This is a genomic window from Nonomuraea sp. NPDC005730 (genome assembly GCF_040630865.1).
In the GTDB taxonomy this organism is placed as follows: Bacteria; Actinomycetota; Actinomycetes; order Streptosporangiales; family Streptosporangiaceae; genus Nonomuraea.
In genome coordinates this window covers 1-20,063 of record NZ_JBEXYK010000068.1, presented here as the reverse complement: position 1 = coordinate 20,063, position 20,063 = coordinate 1, and the positions used below count along the sequence as shown (strand labels likewise).

Here is a 20,063-nt window from a genome sequence, read left to right as displayed (position 1 = left end):
GACGGCCGAGGCTTCCATGTGGCACTCGTCGATCGGGTTCAGAAGGGTTTGTGGTGGTCAGCATGGGTTCGTCCTTGGGATGCTGAGCGGGACTACTTGATGTGGAGGTGCTCGTGTCCGAGGTGACGGTTGTCGAGGTGCCGCAGTGGCGGGGGTCGGGGGCTCGTACGGCTGAGCGCCTGCGTGAGGGGGCTCGGCTGGTCGCGGAGATGGTGGACGCGGATCGTCGGATTCAGGTCGAGGTCGATGACGATGATCTGGTGGTCACCGCTTCCAGGGTTCGGGCGGCGGTCGCCGAGGCCGGGTGGGACGGGCTTCTGGTCACCGCGGGTGGGGACTGCGGTGTCGAACTGGAACCGGTGGCGGCGGCGCGGCGGAGGTTCGGGGATGGGCTGGTCGTCGTCTGGTTCGATGCGCATGGGGATCTGAACACGCCGGAGTCGTCGCCGTCGGGGGCCTTTCATGGCATGGTCCTGAGGGCGTTGACCGGTGAAGGGCCTGACGGGCTGGTGACCGGGCAGCCGGTCGGGGCCGGGCAGGTCGTGCTGGCGGGGGTGCGTGATCTGGATCCGGCCGAGGTCGCGTTCGTCGAGGCTCGGGGTGTGCGGTGGGTACGGGCGGCGGATGCGGAGGCTCTGGTCGAGGCTGTCGGTGCTGCGGCGGGGGGCGGGGAGCGGACGGCTGTTTATGTGCATGTCGACTTCGATGTGCTTGATCCGCAGCTCTTCGGGAGCGTGGGGTCTCCTGCGCCGGGAGGGTTCCGGGCTGAGGAGCTTCTGGAGCTGGTGAGGGCCATTGCGGAGCGGTTCGAGGTGGTGGGGTTGGGGCTCATGGAGTACGAGCCGGCGGGGGCTGAGGATCAGGCATTGCTCACGTCGGTGGTGAAGGAGCTGGTGGCGGTCTGCGCCGGGCGGTAGGTCCCGCTTCCGGCGGAGTGGTCCTCCCGGGGTCCGGCCGGGGCGGGCGGTGGGCACCCGTGGCACTGGTCAGGGTGAGCGGCGGTTGCCTGTGGTGCTGGTCGGGGCGGACGGCGGTTGCCTGTGGCGCTGGTCAGGGTGGACGGTGGGCGCCCGTAGCGCTGCTCGGGGTAGGTGACCGGTCGCTGTGCTGGTCCGTGGTGGCTGTGCTCGGGTGACGAGTAGGCATCCGGCGCGGACGGCCGCCTACCGGAGAGCGCGTCGTCAGCAATTGGTGGACGCCCAGGGTTGGCGGGCACCCTGGTTGGCGGCCGCCCTGGTTGATGGGCGGCAGAGGTTGGCGGGCGCCCATGGTTGGTGGACGGCCGGGTTTGTGGACGGCTGTTGGTGGACGGCCGGGGTTGGTGGACGCTGCGGGTCGAGGGGCGTCTCGGTTGGTGGGCGTTCGAGGGGCGGGGCCATTTGTTGCTGGCCCAGGGTGCGGTGGTGTCAGGCGGGGCGGATGGTTCCTCGGTAGGCGGTTCGGTAGTAGGCGGAGTTCAGGAAGTTGGTTCTTCGTACTACGTCGCCGGTTCGGGGGGCGTGGATCATGATGTTGTCGCCCAGGTAGAGCGCTACGTGGGTCGGGTCGCCGGTGCCGCCGAAGAAGAGGAGGTCACCCTTGCGTCTGGAGGCGAGGGGGACTCTGCGGCCCTGGCGGAACTGGGTTCCGGTGTAGTGGGCGAGCCTTACTCCGGCTTTGGACCAGGCGTAGAGGGTGAGGCCGCTGCAGTCGAAGCCTCTTGTGTACGCGCCGGTGCCCACTCCGATGGTGGGGCCTCTTGAGGAGCCGCCGCCCCAGGAGAAGGAGACGCCCAACTGGGTGAGGGCTGCGGCGGCCGCGATTTCGCCCTTGTGCTTCGGGCGCTTTCTGGGTTTCTTCGGCTTCGGCTTCTTGGGGTGGTGGGGGGCCGGGCAGCGAGTGGAAGCGGTTGCTTCGGCGCCGGCGGCGGGGACGGTGACGAGGGCCCGGAGGCAGGGAACGGGTGTGGCTCTGGCTTGGGCGGGGTGGGCTCCTGTGACGGTCAGGAGGCCGCTGCTGAGGATGATCGACAGTCGGGTGATGGGGTGGCGGGTGTGCATGAGTGGGCTCCTTCGTCGTGATGAGGGACGGGAGCCAGGATCACGTGGGTGAACCGGGGGCGGAGGGGCCGAACGGGGTTCTGTGGATAGGTGGTTGTTGAGCCTCCTGGGTTGTGGACAGCCGCCTGGTGTCGGGGGACCCATGCGAGCAAGTGTGGGTGCGGGTGGGGCGTTTGCGAGGAAGGGCGGGTGTGGTGGGGGCTGTGCAGGTTCGCCGCGCCGACGTAGGCGGATGCCCGGGGGCCGCAGGCGATGTGCGGCGAGGCGCCTGGGGGTGTGCGGGCCCAGGGGTGGAGGCTCTTTGGGCCAAAGTTGCACGTGGCCAGGGCCGGGTGGCGGATGCCTCAGGCTGGAGGGACCCCTGGCATGGTCGTGGGGCGCCACAAGCCCTGGGGAGTGGAGCGGGGGTCACGTCCACGAACGTGGTGTATGAATCGATCTTCGCGTGATCCTGTTTCTGCAGGTTAAGCGGTAAGTGTCTGCGGGAGAGGGTTCTGGGCCGGTGTGTCGCTGGCGATGAGCCGGACGCGGGCCTTGGCGAGAATGTCCAGGCCCATGTAGCGGCGGGCCTCGGTCCATTCGTCGGTCTGCTCGGCCAGCACCGCGCCGACCAGGCGGATGATCGCGGCCCGGTCGGGGAAGATGCCGACCACGTCGGTGCGGCGGCGGATCTCCTTGTTCAGCCGCTCCTGCGGGTTGTTTGACCAGATCTGTTTCCAGACCTCGCGGGGGAAGGCGGCGAAAGCCAGCAGGTCCTCGCGGGCAGCGTCCAGATGCTCACAGGCGGCCGGATACTTGGCCTCCAACGCGTCGATCACCCAGGCGTGCTGGGTGCGGACCTGCTCGCTGGTGGGCTGGTCGAAGATGGTGCGCACCAGCGTGGCCACCCACGGCTGCGCCGACTTCGGGACGGTGGTGAGCAGGTTGCGCAGGTAGTGGGTGCGGCAGCGCTGCCAGGCCGCGCCCGGCAGGCTGGCACCGATCGCCTCGACCAGGCCGCGGTGCGCATCGGAGATCACCAACTGCACCCCCGCCAGGCCGCGAGCGACCAGGCCGCGCAGGAACGCCAGCCAGCCCGCGCCATCCTCGGCCGAGGTGACCTCTAGCCCGAGGATCTCCCGCTGCCCGTTGGCATTCACGGCGGTGGCGACCAGGGCGTGCACGTTGATCGTGCGGCCACCCTCGCGCACCTTCTGCGTCAACGCATCCAGCCACACGAAGGTGTACGGGCCGGCATCCAAGGCCCGGGTGCGGAAGGTCTCGACCTGCTCATCCAGCGTCTTGGCCATCTGGCTGACCTGGCTTTTGGAGATGTGTTTGATGCCAAGCTGCTCAACCAGCCTGTCCACCCGCCGGGTGGAGACCCCAAGCAGGTAGCTGGTGGCCACGACGCTGATCAGCGCCTGCTCGGCACGGCGGCGCCGCTCCAGCAGCCAGTCGGGGTAGTAGGAGCCGGTGCGCAGCTTCGGGATCGCCAGCTCGATCGTGCCGGCGCGGGTGTCCCACTCCCGTCCCCGGTATCCGTTGCGGGAGTTGGTCCGCTCGTCACTGCGCTCGCCATACGGCGCTCCGCACAGGCTGTCGGCCTCAGCCGACATCAACGCCTCGGCCATGGTCTTCACCATGGATCGCAACAGATCTGGATCCCCGGTCTCGAGCTGCTGCGTCAGCCACTGGGCAGGCGTCACACTGTCGTGCACGGCCATCGCTTTGTTCTCCTTCGATCTGATGTCGCAATCACGAAGGATCACGCGATGGCCGTCTCCTTTTCACGACCGCCACGCTTGTGACCAGGTCAAACTCGTACACCACTTCCGTGGACGCAACCTGGAGCGGGTGCTCTGGTGGGGCTTGAGGGCGGGGCGGAGTCAGGGCTTTTGTTCGGCTATTCGGGCGAAGGAGTCGATGGTGAGTTGTTCGCCTCTGGCCGAGGGGTCCACGCCGGCGGCTCGCAGTGCCGTTTCCGCCTGGGACGGGCTGCCGGCCCACGAGGCCAGGGCGGCTCGCAGGGTCTTGCGGCGCTGGGCGAAGGCCGCGTCCACGACGGCGAAGACCTCTTCCCTGGTGACCGTGGTGGCGGGGGGTTCGCGGCGGGTCAGGGAGACCAGGCCGGAGTCGACGTTGGGGACGGGCCAGAACACCGTACGGCCGACCGGGCCCGCCCTGCGTACGTCGGCGTACCAGGCGGCCTTGACCGACGGCACGCCGTACACCTTGGAGCCGGGACCGGCGGCGAGGCGGTCGGCCACCTCCAGCTGCACCATGACCAGGCCCTTGCGCAGCGAGGGCAGCCTCTCCAGGAGGTGGAGCACCACGGGGACGGCCACGTTGTACGGGAGGTTGGCCACCAGGGCCGTGGGGTCGTGACCGGCGAGGTCGTCGAGGGTGACCTTCATGGCGTCGGCGTTGACGACCGTGAGCCGGTCGGACGGGCCGCGCTCGGCGACGGTGAGGGGCAGTTGGGTGGCCAGGACCGGGTCGATCTCGACGGCCACCACGTGCGCGGCCTCGGGCAGGAGCGCCAGGGTGAGCGAGCCGAGGCCGGGCCCGACCTCGATGACCACGTCGTCGGGCGACAGGTCGGCCACGCGGACGATGCGCCGGACGGTCCCCGCGTCGATCACGAAGTTCTGGCCTAGCTTTTTCGTGGGGCGAAGATCTAGCTTGTTCGCCAAAATACGTATTTCTGCAGGGCCCAACAGCCTCATCATCCAACCAGTCTCCCGCATCGAAGAACCTGCGATGGCGGATGGGGGAGACCTAAGGAGAGGATGGCGTGGAACAGGAAGGGACGTCCCTGATGGAGCCAACGGGCGCCGCGCCGCTCCGTCCGACCGATCTGCGGGAGATCGGGCCCTACCGCCTGCTCGGACGGCTCGGCGAAGGCGGCATGGGGACCGTCTTCCTCGCCAGGGCCCCGACGGGGCGGTTCGTCGCGGTCAAGGTGGTGAAGGCGGAGTTCGCCAACCAGGAGGGGTTCGCCGCCCGCTTCCACGCCGAGGTGGACAACGCGCGCCGGGTGGCGTCGTTCTGCACGGCTCAGGTGCTCGACAACGGCGACACCGGGGACGGACGTCCTTACATGGTGACCGAGTACATCGCGGGCACCCCTCTTTCCGACCAGATCGTGACTTTCGGGGCGCTCGACCCGGGGCCGCTGCACGGCGTGGCGCTGGGGGTCGCCGCGGCGCTGGCGGCGATCCACGTGGCCGGGCTGGTGCACCGGGATCTGAAGCCGGCGAACGTCATCCTGTCGCTGTCCGGGCCGCGGGTGATCGACTTCGGGATCGCCAGGGCGCTGGACCGGGAGACCGGGTTCACGCTCTCCGGAGAACTGCTGGGCAGCCCCGGGTGGTGGGCTCCGGAGCAGGTGCGGGGGGAGCTCGTGTCCCCGGCGGCGGACATCTTCGCCTGGGGGTGCCTGGTGGCGTACGCGGGCAACGGGCGGCATCCGTTCGGGCGGGGCGATCCCATCACGATGGCGACCCGCGTGCTCAACACGCCGCCCGATCTCGGCGCGCTTCCCGCGCCGCTCAACGAGCTGGTACGCCGCGCCACCGCCATGGACCCCACCCATCGGCCCACCGCCCAGGAGCTGCTGATCGCGCTGGTGGGCGGGAGCACTCCGGCGATCGCCGACAATCCGCCCACGTTGGTCGCCACGGAGATGCTGACCGACTGGGAGCCGCCGCAGAACGTCGTGGACGAGCCGGACGTCACGGCCACGTTCACGACCCCGCCGCCGAGCGACGCGACAGGCGCGCGCCACCCCGCCCTCGGGGGCGCCGCGAGTCCAGGACAGGGCTCGGGGGCCGGGAGGGGCTCGGACCCCGGAGCAGGCGCAGGCCCCGGAGGGAGCTCGGGACCCCGAGCAGGGGCGGGGCTGGGAGCAGCGGGCTCGGGGCCCGGCGTGGGCCCAGGACCCGGAGCAGGCCCGGGGCCAGGAGCGGGGGCGGGGCGGCGCAAGGCGCCGGGGGCGTTCGGGGCGGACGCCGGGCCCGATGTTCGGAACGCTTCCGGAGGGGCCGCCGACTTGGCGGGTGGGCAGGCGGGGCCGCGGCAGGCGTCCCCGGACGAGCTGGCGCGGCGCGAGGAGCAGGCCGCCCGCGACGAGCTGGCCCGCTGGGAGGCCGAGGCGCAGGCCCGCCGCCAGGAGCAGGAACGCCAGCTTGAGCAGGCCCGCCAGCTGGCACGCAGGCAGGCCGCCTCGGGCGGGCAACCGGCACGGCCCCGGCCGACCCCCGAGTCCCGGCGGACCCCCGAGTCCCGGCCGACCTCCAAGACCCGGCCCGCCACAGAGACCCGGCCCGCCACCGACTCCCGACCCTTCACCGGGTCCCGATCGGCAGCCGACTCCCGGCCGGCTGCCGAGTCCTGGAGCGGCGAGTCCCGGAGCGGCGAGGGCACGGATCCGGGCGTCCTGACGTACGCCCCCGACGAACCGGACACCCTGGGCGGCACCCGCACGAAGGGCACCCGCTGGCTGATCGCCGCCGCGGCCGCGGTCCTGGCGATCGTGGTCACCGTCACCGTCCTGATCGTGAACTCCGGCCGCAACTCCGCCGGCGTCGCCACCTCCAACACCCCCTCCAGGGCCGTGACGAACCCGCGTTCGGGCGACGTGGGCCGCAGGTTCGCCCTGGGCGGGAACTTTGACGACCCGGTCGTGGTCGTGCCGGAGGCGCCGGAGTGCGGGCTGAAGGAGTTCGAGGGGCAAACCACCACGAAGGGGCAGCTCTGCGTGGTCCACTGGACCGTGATCAATCCAGGCGGTGAACGCCGCCGGCTCATCCGGCCGGTCGTCACCATGGTCGACGACAAGGGCGGCAAGCACGACCCCGCCCCCGTCACCCTGCCCCCGGCCCTCCAGCCGGGCGGGCGGGTGGACGGCGCCTTCGTGTTCGACCTGGCGCCTTATCGCAGGCCCGTGAAGATGACCGCGACCATGCTGGAGAACGGCCGACAGATCGAGGTCGCCCTGTGAGCCCCGTCCGAACGCTCCCCACCGGCTCCCTCAGGACGGCCGTGGTGATGGCCGTCCTGCTCGCCGCCGGCGGCGTCCTGCCGACGGCGCCCGCCGCCGCGTCGGAAACGGCGGCGAAGACGGCGAGGGAAACGACAACAGCGGCTGCCTGCGCCGGGGCCGCCGACTTCGACGGTGACGGCGCGGACGACGTGGCCGTGGGCGACCCGTTCGGCGACGGCCGGAAGGGGTCGGTCCACCTGCTGTCGGGCGCCAAGGTGACCCCCGTCGCCGTGCCGGGGCCGGTCAAGGGGGACGGGCTGGGCTGGTCCGTACGGCTGGCCGACGTCAACGGCGACTCCTGCGCCGACCTGCTGATCGGCGCCCCCTTCGCGGACGTGGACGGCGAGCAGGACGCGGGCAGCGTCTACGTCGTCTACGGCGGCAAGGCCGCGCCCCCGCAACGCCTGACCGCCCCGCAACCGCAGCGGTTCGCGCACTTCGGCTGGTCGCTGGCGGCCAGGGGCGACCTGACGGTGATCGGCGCGCCCTACGAGGACGACGGCCAGATCGAGGACGCCGGCGCGATCTACGTGCGCCAGGGCTCGGACGCGCTGCGCCGGATCAGCCAGGAGACCGTGGACGTGCGCGGCAACAGCGAGGTCGGCGACCAGTTCGGCTGGTCGCTGGCGATCGGGCCGCGAAACGGCCTGGTCGTCGGCGTCCCGTACGAGAACGACGACGGCGCGGGACGGCAGGTCCAGGCCGGCAAGATCGACTCGGGGTCGGTGGTCTTCATCGACGACGTGCTGGCGCCCCGGATCGTCAGCCTGAAGCTCGACTCCCCCACCAAGGCCTCCGGCGACCGGTACGGCTACGCGGTCGCCTACGCCGAGGGCAACGGTTACGCGGTCAGCGCGCCCGGCCCCGGCTACGTGCAGCTCCTCGACCTGGGCAGGAGGCAGACGAGGATGCTGAAGCAGGGCGGCAGGCAGGCGTTCGGCTTCTCGATGGCCGCCTCGTCGGACGGCAGGCTGGCCGTCGGCGCGCCCTATGGCGGCGGCGTCCAGGTGTTCTCGTGGAAGAACCCGGCCGACGACCGCAAGCTCCCGGCGGCCGAGGGGCTGTTCGGCTGGTCGGTGGCCTTCAGCGGGAACAAGCTCTTCGTGGGCCAGCCGGACGGGCCGCCGTACGGGAAGGTCGCGGTGGCGCCGCGCAACGCCGACGACGTGCAGTCGGTGCAACCGCCCAAGGGCACCGACTTCGGGACGTCACTGGCCGGATGAGGGGCGGCCGGACAGGCCCCGGGTCAGGGCGGCGTCAGGCGAACAGGCGGTCGCCGCAGTTGGGCCACTGGGTCTGCCACCGGCCGCCGACCCGCTGGTAGAGCAGTTGCGCCCGGTAGGTCTGCTCCTCCTCGGGCCAGGCGCTCGGCAGGCCGACGCCGCCGACCGCCTGCCACATGGGCAGGCTGAACTGGTACATCCCGTAGTAGGGGCCGTCGGGGTTGTACGCCTGGGGGTCGCCGCGCGCCACGCAGGCGGCCAGCGCCTGCCAGTCGAGCCTGGTCACCTCCCACGGGATCTGTACGGCTCGCGGCGGCATGACCGTGATGACCGTCCCGTCCTCGGGAAAGCTGCCGAGCGGCGGGCGCACCATGGACCCGCGCCGGACGACGACGCGCTCCTGCCTGAGCACCTGCCGGACGGTACGCGCCGTGGTGCGCGAGGCGAGCCGGGTGGCGCCCGCGACCACGTAGACCCTGCGCTCGGTGTACGCCGTGAGCGACATGCCCGACAGCGGCACCGGGCGGCCGGGCGGCGCGGACAGGCTGCCGGCCGCCGCCTCGACGTCGAGCTCGGTCAGGACGTCCCGGACGTTCGTGGCGGTGACCAGGTGGGTCGTGGTGTGGCCGTCGAGGGTCAGCGTGATCAGGCGGGCGTGGCGCACCTCGATGGTGGAGCCGTCGGCGAGGCCCTCGCTCAGGGCGGGACGTACGACGTCGCCCTGCCCCACGGACACGCCCGCCTCGCCGAGCGCGTCGGCCACCCGCGCGGCGAAGCTGCGGATCGCCACCGGCGTGCCGTCGACGACCACGACGACGTCCTTGACCAGGTACGAGGCCGCGACCAGCAGGCCGGCGGCCAGCGTACCCATGACGCACACCACCGGCGTCCACGGAGAACGCCAGGGGATCCGCGGACGCGGCGCACGCCTCCTGCCTCGCACGAACCACCTCCGGAAACGGCCAGGGACCGCCCGAACGCTAGCGGCGGCGGCGCGACCGCCTCCACCGCTTCACGAAAAGCCGCACCGAAAGATGGTCACCACTCGCCGAAGACCGTGACTCCGTTGGTGCTGATCGCCGCGCACAACTCGTCCGGATGGACACCCTTGACCTCGGCGAGGCAGCGCAGGGTGAGCGGGATGAGGTAGGGGGCGTTGGGCTTGCCCCGGTACGGGACCGGCGGCAGGTACGGGGCGTCGGTCTCGACGAGCATGAGCTCCATGGGGGCCACGGCGGCGGCCTCGCGCAGGTAGCCGGCATTCTTGTAGGTGACGGGACCGGAGAAGGACATAAAATATCCGGCTTCCGCGCACTTTTTCGCCATTTCGGCGTCGCCTGAGTAGCTGTGGAACACCACCTTGTCCGGCGCGCCCTGCTCGGCCAGCACCTTCAGGACGTCGTCGTGCGCGTCCCGGTCGTGGATGACCAGCGCCTTGCCGGTGCGCTTGGCGATCTCGATGTGCGCGCGGAAGCTCGCGTGCTGGTCGTCCTTGCTCGCCCAGTCGCGGAAGTAGTCGAGGCCGGTCTCCCCCACCGCGCGGACGTCGGCCTGCCCGGCCAGCGACTCGATCTCGGCCAGGACCTCGGGGGTCGCCTCGTGGGCCTCGTTGGGGTGGATGGCGACCCCGGCGTACACGCCTTCCTGCTCGGCCGCCACCTCGGCGTTCCAGCGCGAGGAGGGCAGGTCGTACCCGATGGTGACCAGCCTGGTCACGCCGACCTCGCGGGCGTCCCGCAGGATGGACCGTACGGTGGCCGACGCCGCCTGGGCGGCCTGGGCCACCGGGTCGCCCGAGGACGCCTGCCTGTTGCCGACCATGATGTCGAGGTGGCAGTGGCTGTCGAACACCGGTGCGGAAAGCGGCTCGGGCGCGGCGGGAATCTTGCTCACGCATCTAAAGTAGCCTCCATGCGCTTCGGCATTCTCGGCAGCACCCGAGCCTGGGACGCGGCCGGCGTCGACGTACCCCTGGGTGGTCCGGCCAGGCGCGCGCTGCTGGCGTTGCTGCTCGTCCGTCCGGGCGAGATCGTCAGCCAGGACCGCCTCGTCGACCTCCTGTACGGCGACCGCTCGCCGAAGAACGCCCAGCACGCCCTGCACTCCCAGGTCTCCCGCCTGCGGGGCGACGGGATCCCGGTCGAGCTGACCCCCGCCGGCTACCGGCTGCCGGCAGCCCCCGACGACATCGACGCCGGCCGTTTCCTCCACCTCGCCGACACCGGCCGCGCCACCCTCCTCGGCCACCACCCCGCCGACCGGGCGAACGCCGACCCGGCCGAGACCGGCAGGGCCGACGCCGCGCTGGCCGGGAAGTTGTTGCGGGAGGCGCTGGCCCTCTGGCGGGGGCCCGCGTTCGCCGACCTCGACCCCGTGCACGGCGCGCCGCTGGAGGAGCGCCGCCTGGCCGCGCTGGAGGACCGCATCGAGGCCGACCTGCGCTGCGGCGGCCACCAGGGCGTCATCCCCGAGCTGGGCGAGCTGGTCCAGCGCCACCCCCTGCGCGAACGGCTGCGCGGCCAGCTCATGCGGGCGCTGCGCGCCGACGGCCGGCCGGCCGAGGCGCTGGTGCTCTACGAGGAGACCCGGCGGCTGCTGGCCGATGAGCTGGGCGCCGACCCCTCCCCCGAGCTCGCCGACCTGCACCGTTCTCTCCTGCGCGGCGCGACCAGCCCGCCCCCGGCCCCGGCGCCCCGGGCCGAGACGGGCACAGCGGCGGTGCCGTTGCCCGGGAGGCTCACCAGCTTCGTCGGCCGCGACGGCGACCTGGCCGAGGTCCGGGCGCTGCTGGCCGCCGCCCGTCTCGTCACGCTGCTCGGCCCCGGCGGCGCGGGCAAGAGCCGGCTGGCGGTCGAGCTGGCCAGAGACCACCGCGACGCCGTCCTGGTCGAGCTGGCCCCGCTCGGCCCGGGGGCCGACCTCGCGCGAGCGGTCCTCGCCGCGCTGGGCGTACGCGACGGCGCGCTGCTGGGGGCCGCGGCGCTAGGCGCGTCCGTTGAGCCTGATCCCCTGGCCCGCCTGGTCGCGGTGCTCGCCGATCGGCCGGCCCTGCTGGTCCTGGACAACTGCGAGCACGTCGTCGGCGAGGCCGCGGCCCTGGCCGAGCGGCTGCTGTCGGCGTGCCCGGCGTTGCGCGTGCTGGCCACGAGCCGCGAGCCGCTCGCGATCACCCCCGAACACCTGTGGCCGGTACGCCCCCTCGCCCCCTCCGACGCCCGCACGCTCTTCACCGACCGGGCCAAGGCCGTACGTCCCGGTTTCACCCCTGGTGAGCCGGTCGAACGCATCTGCGCCGCGCTCGACGGCCTCCCGCTGGCCATCGAGCTGGCGGCCGCCCGCATGCGTACGCACGAGGCCGGCGAGCTGGCCGAACGCCTGGCCGGTCAGGGCCGCTTCAGCCTGCGCGGCAGCCGTACGGCCGACGCCCGGCACCAGACGTTGCGCGCGGTCGTCGCCTGGAGCTGGGAGCTGCTCACCGAGCCCGAACAGGCCATGGCCATGCGCCTGACCGTGTTCTCCGGCGGGGCCACCGCGGCCGCCGCCACGGCCGTCTGCGGTCTGCCCGAGCACCTGCTCGACTCGCTGGCCGACAAGTCGCTCCTGGAGGTGGCCGGCGGCCGCTACCGCATGTTGGAGACGATCCGGGCGTTCTGCGCCGACCGGCTCGGCGAGGAGGCCGGGACCTTCCGGCGGGCGCACGCCGCGTACTTCCTCGCCCTGGCCGAGGAGGGCGATCCCCGGCTGCGGGGCGCGGAGCAGTTGCCGTGGCTGGCCCGGTTCGCGGCCGACCACGACAACCTCCAGGCGGCGCTGCGCTGGACGGTGGAGCAGGGCGAGGTGGCGCTCGGGATGCGGCTGCTGGCCGCGCAGACGTTCTCGCTGTGGATGCGCGGCATGCGCACGGTTCCCGCCAAGGCGGCGGCGGCCCTGATGGAGGCGGCCGGTCCACGGCCCGATCCCGCGCTGGGGGACGCGTACCTGCTGACCCTGCTCACCGCGGCCAGCGGGCGGCGGGAGCTGTGGGAGCGCCACAAGGACGGCGCCGAGACGATGATCGCGGCGGACGGCCTGCGGAACCCGGTCGTCACGTGCCTGTGGCCGATGGTCACCTCGGCGGCGGTCGACCCCGCCGTCACGATCGCGCTGATCCGGCGCGGCGAGCGCGGCCCCGACGCATGGGAGAAGGCCGCCACCCGGCTGATCTGGGCCTACCCGCGGATGGCGGCGGGCGAGTTCGCCGCCGCCGAGGCGGACCTGAAGGCGGCTCTCCAGGGTTTTCGCGGCCTCGGCGAGCGCTGGGGCTCGGCGATGACGCTCGACGCCCTGGCCTGGCTGGCCAGTACGTGCGGCGACGAGGCCACCGCGCTGGCCCGCACCGAGGAGGCCATCAGGCTGGCCGAGCAGCTCGGCGCGGAGGAGGACCTGGCCGACCACTACTGCAACCGGGGCGACTACCGCATCCGGCACGACCTGGCCGGCGCGCGGGCCGACTACGAGCGCGCGGCCGAGCTGGCCGGGCGTACGGGCGGCGCGATCCTGCCGGCGGCCCTGCGCGGCCTGGGCGACGTGGCGGTCCGCGAGGGCGACCTGCCCAGGGCCCGGGAGCTCTACGAGGACGCGTTGCGCCGGTCCGACCCAGTCTGGGTGAAGACGTCCGGGAACATGGCCAGGCTGCTCGTCGGGCTCGGACGGCTGGCCGCGGCCGAGGGCGACACGGCCGGGGCGCGGGCCTCCTACCTGCGGGCGATGGAGAGCACGGTCACGTCGGGCGCGTTGTCGGAGAGCGTCCGGGCGATCGAGGCGCTGGCGGTACTGGCCTTCGACGACGATCCGGCGGCGGCGGCCACGCTGCTCGGCGCCGCCGTCGCGATCCGCGGCATCGACGTGCCCGAGGACGAGGACGTCGCCGGGTTGTCGCGGCGGCTGCGCGAGGCGCTGGGCGAGCAGGCGTACGCGGGGGCGCGGCGCGCTGGCGCGCGGCTCTCCCACCGGGAGGCGCTGATGCTGGCCGGCGTCCCGGCGGAGGTCATCGACGCCTCCCCCCTGCACTCCATCGACGACTTCCCGCTCCACGACCCGACCTGAGACGCGGAAGACCACGAGCGGGGGGCGCGGAAGACGGCGAGCGGGCGGCGTGGAAGGCGGCGAGCGGGGGGCGTGGAAGGCGGTGAGCGGGGGCGCGGCCGGCGGTGAGTGCGGGGTGAGGGGGCGGTGAGCGGGGCCGGGCAGGCTCTCGGGCATGGACATCCTGATCTCCGGTGCGAGCGTCGCCGGCCCCGCCCTGGCCCTCCACCTCACCCGCTCCGGCCACCGCGTCACCGTCGTCGAACGCGCCCCCGCCCTGCGTGAGGGCGGCTACTCCGTCGACTTCCGCGGCGAGGCGCACATGACCGCGCTGCGCGCGCTCGGCATCCTCGCCGACGTCGAGCGCCTCCAGACCCACATGGGCGACATGTCGTACGTCAACGAGTCCGGCGGGAAGCTCGCCTCCGTGCCCGGCGACCTGTTCTCCGGCGACGTCGAGATCCTCCGCGGCGACCTGGCCCGCATCCTCTACGACGCCACCAAGGACCGCACCGAGTACGTCTTCGGCGACTCCATCACCTCCCTCGCCCAGGACGCGGACGGGGTGACGGTGACGTTCGAGCGGGGCGCGACGCGCAGGTTCGACCTCGTGGTGGGCGCGGACGGCCTGCACTCCAACGTGCGCTCGCTGGCCTTCAACGCGCCTGAGGCCGCCGTCACCAGCCACCTCGGGCTCTACTGCGCGGTGTTCACGCTCGACAACTACCTGGACCTCGACCACACGGGCCTGCTCTACAGCACGCCCGGCAAGACGGTCGGCCTCTACAGCGCCAGGAACAACACCGAGGCCAAGGCCATGTTCTACTTCGGCTCACCGCCGCTGGAGCACGACCGCCGGGACGTGACCCGGCAGAAGGAGCTGCTGGCCGAGGCGTACCGGGGGGTCGGCTGGGAGACGCCCAAGCTGCTGCGCAAGATGTGGGACGCGGACGACTTCTACTTCGACTCGACCAGCCAGGTGCACCTGGACTCCTGGTCGCGCGGCCGGGTGGTGCTGATCGGCGACGCCGCCTGCTGCCCGTCGCCGCTGTCGGGCATGGGCACGGGCCTCGCGCTCGTCGGCGCGCACGTGCTGGCGGGCGAGCTGGCCGCGGCCGGCGGCGACCACCGGACCGCGTTCGCCCGCTACGAGCAGGAGGTGCGCGGCTACGCCACCGGCTGCCAGAAGTCCGCCGTGGGCGTCAGCAAGTTCATGGTGCCGGAGAGCCGGCTGATGGCCTGGTTCATGAACCAGAACTACAAGATCATGCCGTATCTGCCGTGGAAGGGCATGATGGCGAAGTCCGTCAGGAAGACGGCCTCCGCCATCACGCTCAAGGACTACGGGCTCAGTCGGCCAGCCGGCCAAGCTCCTCTTCGACGACCTTCTGGTCGAGCTTCTTGAACAGCGGCACGGGCGGCGCGAGCGGGGTGCCCGGCTTGATCGGCCGGTGCTCCCAGCGCGCGGCGCCGTCGTACTCGCCGGTGATGACGGGGTAGGGGGCGCCGCCGTCTTCGTCGACCTCGCGGATCTCCGGCATGCCCGCCCAGACGCCCTGGCCGCCGAGCATCGAGAAGACCTTGTTGGACGAGCTCGGCAGGAACGGCGTGAGCATCGTCTTGGCGTCGTCGACGACCTGGAGGGCGACGTGGAGGATCGACTTCTGCCGCTCGATGTCGTCCTTGAGCTTCCAGGGCTCCTGCTCGGCCAGGTATTTGTTGGCCTCGCGGACGACGTCGAACGCCTCGGTGATCGCGTTCTTGAACCGCGACCTGCCCAGCTCGGCGCCCACCGGGGCGAACGCGTTGCGCGAGCGCTCCAGCATGGCCCGGTCGGCGTCGGTCAGGTCGCCGGCCTCGGGCACGACGCCGAAGTTCTTGGACGCCATCGAGATCGACCGGTTGACCAGGTTGCCCCAGGCGGCGACGAGCTCGCCGTTGTTGCGGTTGACGAACTCCTGCCAGGTGAAGTCGGTGTCCTGGTTCTCGGGGCCGGCCACGGCGATGTAGTAGCGCAGGGCGTCGGCGTCGTAACGCGCCAGGAAGTCGCGTACGTAAATTACTACTTGCCTGGAGGAGGAGAACTTCTTGCCCTCCATCGTCAGGAACTCGCTGGAGACCACCTCGGACGGCACGTCGAGCGCGCCCAGCTCGCCGGCCGAGCCGCCGCGCGCGCCGATGCCGCTGTAGCCGAACAACATCGCCGGCCAGATCTCGGCGTGGAAGACGATGTTGTCCTTGCCCATGAAGTAGTAGCCGCGGGCGTCGGGGTTCTGCCACCACTGGCGCCAGGCGTCGGGGTCGCCGGAGCGCCTGGCCCACTCGATGGAGGCCGACAGGTAGCCGATGACCGCGTCGAACCACACGTAGAGGCGCTTGTTGGGCTGGTCGCGCCACCCGTCGAGCGGGATCGGCACGCCCCAGTCGAGGTCGCGGCTGATCGCGCGGGGCTGGAGGTCGCCGAGCAGGTTGAGGGCGAACTTCAGCACGTTGGGCCGCCACTCGCCCTGCTTGGACTGCAGGTAGGAGCCCAGGACCTCGGCGAAGGCGGGCAGGTCGAGCATGAAGTGCTCGGTCTCGACGAAGACGGGGGTCTCGCCGTTGATGCGGCTCTTGGGGTTGATGAGCTGGATCGGGTCGAGCTGGTTGCCGCAGTTGTCGCACTGGTCGCCGCGCGCGCCGTCGTAGCCGCAGATGGGGCAGGTGCCCTCGATGTAGCGGTCGGGCAGGGTACGGCCGGTCGAGGGCGAGATCGCGCCCATTGTGGTCTTGGGGAAGATGTAGCCGTTGTCGTAGAGGCCCTTGAAGATCTGCTGCGTGACGGCGTAGTGGTTCTTCGTCGTGGTGCGGGTGAACAGGTCGTAGGAGAGCCCGAGACCGGTCAGGTCTTCGGCGATCACCCTGTTGTACCGGTCGGCCAGCTCGCGGGCGCTGACGCCCTCCTTGTCGGCCTGCACCTGGATCGGAGTGCCGTGCTCGTCGGTGCCGGACACCATCAGGACCTTGTTGCCCGCCATCCGCTGGTAGCGGCTGAAGACGTCGGACGGCACGCCGAAACCCGAGACGTGCCCGATGTGGCGGGGGCCGTTGGCGTACGGCCACGCGACGGCGGTCAAGATGTGCTGGGACATGTGCTTAGCCTACGGGGCGCGGCCCTGCTCCTCGTCCAAACCCCCAACCCCCGCGCGGAAAGACGGAAGCCGGCGCCGGCACGTGGCCGACGCCGGCTCCCACCGGGACGCGGAGGACCCTAGTGCTTGGACTTCTCCAGGGAGACCGCCTCAGCGGCCTCCTCGGCCGCCTTGGCGGCCACGTCGATCGAGCTCTCCTTGGTCCGGCGGATGCCGAGGATGCTGATGAACAGCGAGGCGAAGATCGTCTGGAAGCTCATGACGAGCGCCGTGGCGGCCGGGACGACCATGCGCAGCGACTCGCGCGGGTCGAGCGCGCCGAAGCTGCGCACCTGCCAGTGGACCAGCGACATCACCAGGCCGACCAGACCGGCCAGCGCCAGCAGGCCACCGACCACGAGGCCCTTCTCCAGGGTCACGATGTCGATGATCTTCCGGATCCGCCGCGACTCGGGCAGGAAGCCCTCCTCGGCCGCGTAGACCTTCGTGAACACCGCGAACAGCGCCGCCTGGAAGCCGATCACGACCAGCGCCGACGACCCGACCAGGGTGTCGACGTCGAAGGCCAGCTCGCCGATCTCCACCGGCCCGAACGTCAGCGCCGTGCCCGCGACCAGGCCGAGGACCATCAGGAACACGCCGGGGTAGAAGAACAGCCACTTGGGGCTGTAGAGCAGCAGGAAGCGCAGGTGGCGCCAGCCGTCGCGCCAGGAGCGCAGGTGGGGCGGGCGCGAACGGCCGTCGGGCGAGAGCGTGGTGGGCACCTCGCGCACGTCGAGGCCGGACAGCGTGGAGCGGACGACCATCTCCGAGGCGAACTCCATGCCCCCGGTCTGGAGGTGGAGGCGCAGGATCGAGTCGCGCCGGAAGCCACGCAGGCCGCAGTGGAAGTCGCCGATGGCCGACGGGAAGAACAGCCGGCCGATGAACGACAACACCGGGTTGCCCAGGTAGCGGTGGAGCGGGGGCATGGCGCCCGGGGAGATGCCGCCCTTGAAACGGTTGCCCATCACGAGGTCGGCGCCGTCGCGGAGCTGCTCGACGAACGGGAGCAACGAGGTGAAGTCGTAGGAGTCGTCGGCGTCGCCCATGATGACGTACTTGCCGCGGGCGGCGCGGATGCCGCCCATGAGGGCGTTGCCGTAGCCCTTCTCGTCGACGTGGACGACACGGGCGCCGGCATCACGAGCGAGCTGCTGCGAGCCGTCCGTGCTGCCGTTGTCGGCGATCAGGACTTCCCCTTCGATTCCGTGCTCCTCCATGCACGCCAATGCCTTGCGCACACAGACTTCCACGGTCTCCGCCTCGTTGAGGCAGGGCATGACCACCGTCAGTTCCACGTCTCAACCCTTCAGTAATAAGGCTCTTCCAGTGAACCATCATGCCCTGTGCCCGGCGTGCTCGGGTCAAGACCTAAAAACGACTGGCATTCTTTACAGCATGGTGAGCGTCGCGGAGATTACCCCTGTGGACCACTCCGCTCCTGGCCGGGCAGCTCGCGTGCTGTCCCTCGTGCGCCGTCATCGCGTGTTCGCCGTGGCCTTCGGCGTCGGCGCCGTGCTGCGGCTGATCACCATGCTCGGTTACGGCCCGGCGATGTGGTTCAACGACTCCTACGAGTACGTCAACGTGGCGCTGCACCCCAGGCCCCACCCGATCAGGCCCGACGGCTACAGCTTCTGGCTGATGCTGCTCAAGCCGTTCCACAGCTTCACGCTGGCCATCTTCACGCAACACCTGATGGGCCTGGCCGCGGCCGCGCTCATCTACGCCCTGCTGCGCTGCAGGTTCGCGCTGCCCAAGTGGGGGGCGACGCTGGCGGCGGCGCCGGTGCTGTTCGACGCCTACCAGATCCAGCTCGAGCAGATGGTCATGTCCGACACCCTGTTCACGCTGCTGGTCGTGGGCGTGGTGACGCTGGTGCTGTGGAAGCGGCGGCTGTCGTGGCGGGCCGGGATCGTGGTCGGGCTGCTGCTCGCGCTGACCTGGCTGACCCGGTCGATCGGCATGCCGATCCTCGGGCTCGTGGTGCTCTACCTGATCGTCCAGCGCACGGGGTGGCGGCCCATTGTGGCGGTCATCGCGGCGTGCGCGGTTCCCGTTCTTAGCTATATGGGATGGTTTTCTACAAATTACGGCAAATTCGCTATGACCAACAGCGACGGGCTCATCCTCTACATGCGTACCGCGATCTTCGCCGACTGCGGCGAGATGAAGATCGACAAGTACAAGGAGGTCCAGCTCCTCCTGCTGTGCATCAACGACCCGGTCAACCAGCGCAAAGACTACGCACAGTGGTATCTGTGGGGCCAGGGCAACGGCGACGGCACGGGCACCGGCGAGGTCCTCCACCGGTGGGGCATCAACAAGAAGTTCAGCGGCATCACCAACGACGCGGCCAGCGCGTTCGCGACGCGGGCGATCCTGTCCCAGCCGGGCGACTACCTGAAGGTGGTCGCGCGCGACTTCTTCCGCTCCTTCCACTGGGGACGGCCGCGCTTCCCGGACGAGTCGACGTACAACATGTACCAGTTCAAGCCCTATTACGAGGTGGACGACACCGGGCGGCCCAAGCGCCTGCCGAAGTGGTCCTCCTACGGGGGCGGCCACACCGACACCGACGCGTTCAGCTACGAGCAGGGCCCGCCCGAGACCAGGATCGTCCACCCGTGGGCGGACATCATGAGCGGCTACCAGAAGATCTTCTACCTGCGCGGCATCATGCTCGGCGGCATCATGCTGATCGGCCTGTACGGCATCGTCGTCCGCTGGCGCAGGTTCGGCGGCCCGGTGGCGCTGCCCTGGCTGGGGGCGTTCGGGCTGCTGCTGGCCCCGGCGGCGACGGCCGAGTTCGACTACCGCTACGTGCTGCCGGCCGTCCCGCTGGCCTGCATCGCGGCGGCCATCACGCTGCGCAAGGGCGTCACTTGGGGGCGGCGGTCACCCAAGAGCGCATCAGCATCCGAGCCCACCACTGTGCCTGCGTGAGCGTCTCGGCCGTGAGCACCGGCTGCAGCCACCAGAAGTTGATCAGCACGATCATCGCGAACGCGCCCACGAACGCCGCCCCGACGGCCCTGCGCGTGGGCGGCGCGTCGGCCCTGCCGAGCACGAGCCCGGCCATCAGCACGACCGCCAGCACCATGAACGGCACCACCGGCAGCATGTAGAACAGGTACATCGTGCGGTCGTCGGCCAGGGCGTAGTAGAACCAGGGCAGCCAGCCCATCGCGTACGCCAGCAGCACCGCCCCCGCCCGCCAGTCGCGTCTCCTGGCGTACAGGACGGCCGTGCCCGCCAGCGCGAGCAGCGCGCCGAACCAGAGGGCGGGGGTGCCGACCCCATGGATCGCCTGCGCGCACGCCGAGGCCCCGCACGCCGACGGCGGCAGGTTCGCGGGGTAGTGGAACGACACCGGGCGGATGAGCAGCGGCCACGTCCAGGGGTCGGACATGTACTGGTGATAGTCGTGCACCCCGCTGTGAAAGGTGAAGACCTGCCACTGGTACTGGATCCATGAGCGCATGGAGTCGAACAGGAAGAAGAAGGGGCCGGAGGAGGTGGCCTGGTCCCAGTTGCG

At 71.2% G+C, this 20,063-nt stretch carries 13 protein-coding genes and 1 pseudogene; 6 read left to right on the top strand and 8 right to left on the bottom strand.

The window, feature by feature from the left end; genetic code table 11:
- The first annotated feature begins 113 nt into the window (after positions 1 to 113).
- Positions 114 to 917: an arginase family protein gene (locus ABZ444_RS43665; RefSeq protein WP_358010083.1), complete on the top strand. Its 804-nt coding sequence runs from the start codon at positions 114 to 116 to the stop codon at positions 915 to 917.
- Between the two features lie 489 nt (positions 918 to 1,406).
- Here the strand turns inward: ABZ444_RS43665 and ABZ444_RS43660 are convergent, their stop codons facing one another.
- The 3 genes from ABZ444_RS43660 to rsmA form a co-directional block, all read right to left on the bottom strand.
- Positions 1,407 to 2,039, bottom strand: coding sequence for an NlpC/P60 family protein (locus ABZ444_RS43660; RefSeq protein WP_358010082.1), 633 nt, complete (start codon positions 2,037 to 2,039; stop codon positions 1,407 to 1,409).
- Between the two features lie 464 nt (positions 2,040 to 2,503).
- Complete coding sequence (locus ABZ444_RS43655) at positions 2,504 to 3,745, bottom strand: IS256 family transposase (RefSeq protein ID WP_358010115.1); 1,242 nt, start codon at positions 3,743 to 3,745, stop codon at positions 2,504 to 2,506.
- A gap of 162 nt (positions 3,746 to 3,907) precedes the next feature.
- Positions 3,908 to 4,768: a 16S rRNA (adenine(1518)-N(6)/adenine(1519)-N(6))-dimethyltransferase RsmA gene (gene rsmA / locus ABZ444_RS43650; protein ID WP_358010081.1), complete on the bottom strand. Its 861-nt coding sequence runs from the start codon at positions 4,766 to 4,768 to the stop codon at positions 3,908 to 3,910.
- Positions 4,769 to 4,815: 47 nt separating this feature from the next.
- On the opposite strand from rsmA, the gene ABZ444_RS43645 reads away from it, so the two are divergent.
- The gene (locus ABZ444_RS43645; RefSeq protein WP_358010080.1) at positions 4,816 to 7,023 is read left to right on the top strand and encodes a protein kinase; all 2,208 of its coding nucleotides are present in this window, start codon (positions 4,816 to 4,818) and stop codon (positions 7,021 to 7,023) included.
- On the top strand, positions 7,020 to 8,288 hold the full coding sequence (locus ABZ444_RS43640) for an FG-GAP-like repeat-containing protein (protein WP_358010078.1): 1,269 nt from the start codon (positions 7,020 to 7,022) through the stop codon (positions 8,286 to 8,288). The genes ABZ444_RS43645 and ABZ444_RS43640 overlap by 4 nt, the downstream gene beginning before the upstream one ends.
- A gap of 34 nt (positions 8,289 to 8,322) precedes the next feature.
- On the opposite strand, the gene ABZ444_RS43635 is transcribed toward ABZ444_RS43640, so the two are convergent.
- Together ABZ444_RS43635 and ABZ444_RS43630 are read right to left on the bottom strand one after the other, a co-directional pair.
- On the bottom strand, positions 8,323 to 9,159 hold the full coding sequence (locus tag ABZ444_RS43635; protein ID WP_358010076.1) for a ubiquitin-like domain-containing protein: 837 nt from the start codon (positions 9,157 to 9,159) through the stop codon (positions 8,323 to 8,325).
- A gap of 167 nt (positions 9,160 to 9,326) precedes the next feature.
- Complete coding sequence (locus tag ABZ444_RS43630) at positions 9,327 to 10,181, bottom strand: TatD family hydrolase (RefSeq protein WP_358010075.1); 855 nt, start codon at positions 10,179 to 10,181, stop codon at positions 9,327 to 9,329.
- A gap of 18 nt (positions 10,182 to 10,199) precedes the next feature.
- On the opposite strand from ABZ444_RS43630, the gene ABZ444_RS43625 reads away from it, so the two are divergent.
- Positions 10,200 to 13,373, top strand: coding sequence for a BTAD domain-containing putative transcriptional regulator (locus ABZ444_RS43625; protein ID WP_358010074.1), 3,174 nt, complete (start codon positions 10,200 to 10,202; stop codon positions 13,371 to 13,373).
- Positions 13,374 to 13,527: 154 nt separating this feature from the next.
- Positions 13,528 to 14,757: an FAD-dependent monooxygenase gene (locus tag ABZ444_RS43620; protein WP_358010073.1), complete on the top strand. Its 1,230-nt coding sequence runs from the start codon at positions 13,528 to 13,530 to the stop codon at positions 14,755 to 14,757.
- Here ABZ444_RS43620 and metG read toward each other — a convergent pair.
- Together metG and ABZ444_RS43610 are read right to left on the bottom strand one after the other, a co-directional pair.
- Complete coding sequence (gene metG, locus ABZ444_RS43615; RefSeq protein WP_358010071.1) at positions 14,702 to 16,483, bottom strand: methionine--tRNA ligase; 1,782 nt, start codon at positions 16,481 to 16,483, stop codon at positions 14,702 to 14,704. The genes ABZ444_RS43620 and metG overlap by 56 nt on opposite strands.
- A 119-nt stretch (positions 16,484 to 16,602) precedes the next feature.
- Positions 16,603 to 17,823: a glycosyltransferase gene (locus tag ABZ444_RS43610; protein ID WP_358010070.1), complete on the bottom strand. Its 1,221-nt coding sequence runs from the start codon at positions 17,821 to 17,823 to the stop codon at positions 16,603 to 16,605.
- Between the two features lie 100 nt (positions 17,824 to 17,923).
- Between ABZ444_RS43610 and ABZ444_RS43605 the strand changes: the two genes are divergently transcribed.
- Complete coding sequence (locus ABZ444_RS43605; protein WP_358010069.1) at positions 17,924 to 19,471, top strand: hypothetical protein; 1,548 nt, start codon at positions 17,924 to 17,926, stop codon at positions 19,469 to 19,471.
- On the opposite strand, the pseudogene ABZ444_RS43600 reads toward ABZ444_RS43605, so the two are convergent.
- Positions 19,407 to 20,063 (bottom strand): annotated as a pseudogene (locus ABZ444_RS43600) (phospholipid carrier-dependent glycosyltransferase); the annotation flags it as partial. The gene ABZ444_RS43605 and the pseudogene ABZ444_RS43600 sit on opposite strands and share 65 nt — an antisense overlap.

Bases quoted from the DNA above. Each gene is read 5' to 3' on its own strand.
- ABZ444_RS43620 (WP_358010073.1), top strand. From the start codon at position 13,528: ATGGACATCCTGATCTCCGGTGCGAGCGTCGCCGGCCCCGCCCTGGCC.
- ABZ444_RS43660 (WP_358010082.1), bottom strand. From the start codon at position 2,039: ATGCACACCCGCCACCCCATCACCCGACTGTCGATCATCCTCAGCAGC.
- ABZ444_RS43635 (WP_358010076.1), bottom strand. From the start codon at position 9,159: ATGGGTACGCTGGCCGCCGGCCTGCTGGTCGCGGCCTCGTACCTGGTC.
- metG (WP_358010071.1), bottom strand. From the start codon at position 16,483: ATGTCCCAGCACATCTTGACCGCCGTCGCGTGGCCGTACGCCAACGGC.
- ABZ444_RS43605 (WP_358010069.1), top strand. From the start codon at position 17,924: ATGGTGAGCGTCGCGGAGATTACCCCTGTGGACCACTCCGCTCCTGGC.
- ABZ444_RS43625 (WP_358010074.1), top strand. From the start codon at position 10,200: ATGCGCTTCGGCATTCTCGGCAGCACCCGAGCCTGGGACGCGGCCGGC.
- rsmA (WP_358010081.1), bottom strand. From the start codon at position 4,768: ATGCGGGAGACTGGTTGGATGATGAGGCTGTTGGGCCCTGCAGAAATA.
- ABZ444_RS43655 (WP_358010115.1), bottom strand. From the start codon at position 3,745: ATGGCCGTGCACGACAGTGTGACGCCTGCCCAGTGGCTGACGCAGCAG.